General features: G+C 50.1%; 1 protein-coding gene. It reads left to right on the top strand.

Translation table 11 applies throughout. The features are described from left to right. Positions 1-355: 355 nt before the first annotated feature. Positions 356-547 (top strand): hypothetical protein, encoded by a 192-nt coding sequence (locus AC19YT_RS28365; protein WP_500611401.1) that lies wholly within the window; start codon positions 356-358, stop codon positions 545-547. Positions 548-653: the final 106 nt, after the last annotated feature.

The raw sequence follows: 653 nt of genomic DNA, 5'->3' as shown, positions 1-653 counted from the left end.
AGTCAGCTGCCGGTAATGCGTAGTCATCTGCGCTTGAATCCTTCGGTGTGAGAGCCTGGATTCTACCGGTGGCTGGCTCTCTGCCTCTCGTTTCAAGCGTTGCGCTTATTCTATGAATTCAGGGGGCTAATGGTGTGAGTTCAGGGTGATTATTGAGTGAGTGTTGTAGGCTTTTTGTTGGTTGGTGCAACGCAATGAAGCCTATGTTTGTCGGATAAATAGAATGCGCTTCCCAATCGCTTTTGAAGTCACATTGATTAACATTTGCGTATGTGGCGACCGCGATTCAATGGCTATAACTAGTTCTGTACCTGCGCTGGATGCCGGGTACTTAAACTAACCAAAGGAACTGGTAATGACTCAAGCACTTACACTCGATGCCGTACGCGATGCACTGAAAGAACAATTGGCCGGCACTGTCGACAATGTCGATGGCGTTTATATCACCGGCTCGGTTATCAACGACCAGGGCATCGCCGTGGCGTCTTACTCCGAATCGTTGCCATGGGCCTTTCTCAAGGCAATGCAGCCTGAATTCATAGAATAAGCGCAACGCTTGAAACGAGAGGCAGAGAGCCAGCCACCGGTAGAATCCAGGCTCTCACACCGAAGGATTCAAGCGCAGATGACTACGCATTACCGGCAGCTGACTC

Source organism: Pseudomonas sp. MF08875, from assembly GCF_059862525.1.
The sequence above is the reverse complement of the archived record's forward strand: the minus strand, read 5'-3'. Positions and strand labels throughout refer to the sequence as shown.